Consider the following 3,040-nt stretch of genomic DNA (forward strand, 5'->3'; position numbering starts at 1 on the left):
GCAGTCGGCGCCCCGAGACCCCGGGCGGCCCAGCCCCCGGCTCCCGAAGGCGGCCGCCGCGTCCGACGCCTGCTGCCGATGCTCACCCTCGGCAACGCCGTGCTCTACCTCGTCTACCTGGGCATCGGGCAGGTCCTGTTGCCCGCCCAGATCGAACTCGTCGACCCGGACGGCAAGGTCGCCGCGCTCGGCTGGGTCTCCGGCGTCGCGGCCGTCTTCGCGACCCTCTTCAACCCGCTCGCCGGACTGCTCTCCGACCGCTCCCGGCGGCGCAACCCGTGGATCCTCGGCGGCGGTCTCGCGTCCTTCGCGACCCTCGCACTGCTCGGCCAGGTCCGCACCGTGCTGCTGGTCACCATCGTCTGGTGCCTGGTGCAGGCCGCGATGAACGTCTACCAGGCCGCACTCACCGCCGTCGTGCCCGACCGGGTGCCCGCCGAACGGCGCGGGCTGGCCTCGGCCATGGTCGGCATCGGCACCCCGATCGGCTCGGTCGTCGGCGTCACCCTCGCCACCCGCTACGTCCCGGACTCGCTCGGCACCGGGTACCTCGTGCTCGGCGCCACCGTCGCCGTCGCGGCCGTGCTGTTCGTCGCACTGGTCCGGGAGGAGCGGCTTCCGGCCGTCGAACCCGTGCCGCTGCGGCGTCAGTTGGCCGCCTTCGCCGACACCCTGCGGGTCGCCGACTTCCGCTGGGCCTTCATCGGCCGGTTCCTGATGATGCTCGGCTTCTTCGCGGTCTCGCTGTTCCAGTTCTACATCCTCCAGGACCACATCACCCTGCCCGACGGCATGGACGCGGCCGGCGCCCAGGCCGTGCTCGCACCCGTCGACGCCGTCTGCACCCTGGCCGCCACCGTCCTCGGCGGCTGGCTCTCCGACCGGCTCGGGCGACGCAAGCCGCTGATCGCGGTGTCCTGCGTGCTGGCCGCCGTGACCATGACGGTCCCGGTGCTGATGCCGGACTGGACCGGGATGCTGCTCTACACCGCCTTCGCCGGGATCGCCTTCGGCTGCTACATGGCGGTGGACACCGCGCTGGTCACCCTGGTGCTGCCGAGCGCCGACGCCGCCGCCCGTGACCTCGGCGTGCTGAACATCGCCAACGCCGGCCCGCAGATCATCGCGCCCTTCGTGGCCTCGCTGGTCGTCGGCGCGGCCGGCTATGACGCCCTCTACCTGGCCGGCGCGCTGATCATCCTCGCCGGGGCGCTCTCGGTGGCCCCGATCAAGACCGTCCGCTGAGCCACGCCCACCGCCCGCAACACCTCCGCACCACCCAGGAGTTCCGCCCCGTGCACACCGTCACCACCGCCGTCCACCCGTACCAGGACCCGGCCCGCCCGGTCGAGGAGCGGGTCGCCGACCTGCTCGCCCGGATGACCCTGGAGGAGAAGGCCGGCCTGCTCTTCCACACCATGATCCCGATGCACCCCGACGGCCGCCCGGTCGAGACGGGGGACGGGGAGGAGCTCGACTTCCCCGCCGACACCACCGGCCTGATCCGCGACGCGGGACTGAACCACTTCAACCTGGTCGGCACCGCGGGCCCCCGGCAACTGGCCGAGTGGCACAACGCCGTGCAGGAGATCGCCGCCGGCACCCGGCTCGGCATCCCGGTCACCGTCTCCACCGACCCCCGGCACTCCTTCACCCTCAACATCGGCGCCTCCATCCAGGCCGGCGCCTTCTCCGCCTGGCCCGAGGCGATCGGCCTGGCCGCCGTCCGCGACCCGGAACTCGTCCACCGCTTCGCCGACATAGCCCGCCGGGAGTACCTGGCCGTCGGTCTGCGCGTCGCCCTGCACCCGCAGATCGACCTCGCCACCGAGCCCCGCTGGTCCCGCCAGACGGGCACCTTCGGCGCCGACGCCACGCTCACCGCCGAACTCGTCCAGGCCTACATCCGCGGCTTCCAGGGCGAGCGGCTCGGCCCGGACAGCGTCGCCACCATGGTCAAGCACTTCCCCGGCGGCGGACCGCAGAAGGACGGCGAGGACCCGCACTTCCCGCACGGCAAGGAGCAGGTCTACCCCGGCGGGATGCGCGAACTGCACCTCGCGCCGTTCCGCGCCGCGATCGCGGCCGGCGCCGCGCAGATGATGCCGTACTACGGCCAGCCGATCGGCACCGACTGGGAGGAGGTCGGCTTCGGCTTCAACCGGGGCGTGGTCACCGGGCTGCTCCGCGAGGAACTGGGCTTCGGCGGCATCGTCTGCGCCGACTGGGGGCTGCTCAACGACGACGAGATCTTCGGCGAGCCCCACCAGGCCCGGGCCTGGGGTGTCGAGCACCTCAGCGTCGCCGAGCGCACGGCCAAGGCGCTGGACGCGGGCGTGGACCAGTTCGGCGGTGAGGAGTGCCCCGAGGTGGTGGTCGAACTCGTCCGCTCCGGGCGGATCTCCGAGCAGCGGATCGACGACTCGGTCCGGCGCCTGCTGCGCGAGAAGTTCGTGCTCGGGCTCTTCGACGACCGGCGCCGCGTCGACCCGGACGCCGCCGAGGAGACCGTCGGCAACGGCGAGTTCCGCGCCGCGGGGGCCGCCGCCCAGCGCCGGTCGCTCACCGTCCTGGTCAACCGCGACCGCACCCTGCCCATCACCCGGCCCGCCCCCCGGCTCTACACCGAGGGCCTCGACCACGCGGTCGTCTCCCGCTACGGCCGACCGGCCGCCACCCCGGCCGAGGCCGACCTCGCGGTGCTGCGGCTGTTCACCCCGTACGAGCACCGCGCCAACCGCTTCGAGTCGTTGTTCCACTCCGGCCGCCTCGACTTCCCGGAGGACGAACTGGCGGCGATCCTCCGGGTGTTGGACGCCGTCCCGACCATCGTCCTGATCAACCTGGAGCGGCCCGCCGTCATCCCGGAGATCGCCGAGCGGGCCGCCGCACTGGTAGCCGACTACGGAGCGAGTGACGACGCGATGCTCGACGTCCTCTTCGGCCGCGCCCGCGCCGAGGGCCGACTGCCCTTCGAACTGCCGCGCTCGATGGCGGCCGTCGAGGCCTCCCGCCCGGACGTCCCGAACGACACCGCCGA

Annotated in this window: 2 protein-coding genes; both read left to right on the forward strand. The window is 73.1% G+C overall.

The genetic code is table 11. The features are described 5' to 3' along the window. Positions 1-1,245 (forward strand): MFS transporter (locus J0670_RS34370; RefSeq protein ID WP_243437935.1); only part of this gene is annotated, 1,245 nt, incomplete at its 5' end. 134 nt (positions 1,246-1,379) lie between these two features. Further along, positions 1,380-3,040, forward strand: a 1,661-nt coding sequence (locus tag J0670_RS34375; RefSeq protein WP_207816320.1) for a glycoside hydrolase family 3 N-terminal domain-containing protein, incomplete at its 3' end; no start/stop codon positions are given.

The organism is Streptomyces sp. FH025 (assembly GCF_017427025.1).
Lineage (GTDB): Bacteria > Actinomycetota > Actinomycetes > Streptomycetales > Streptomycetaceae > Kitasatospora.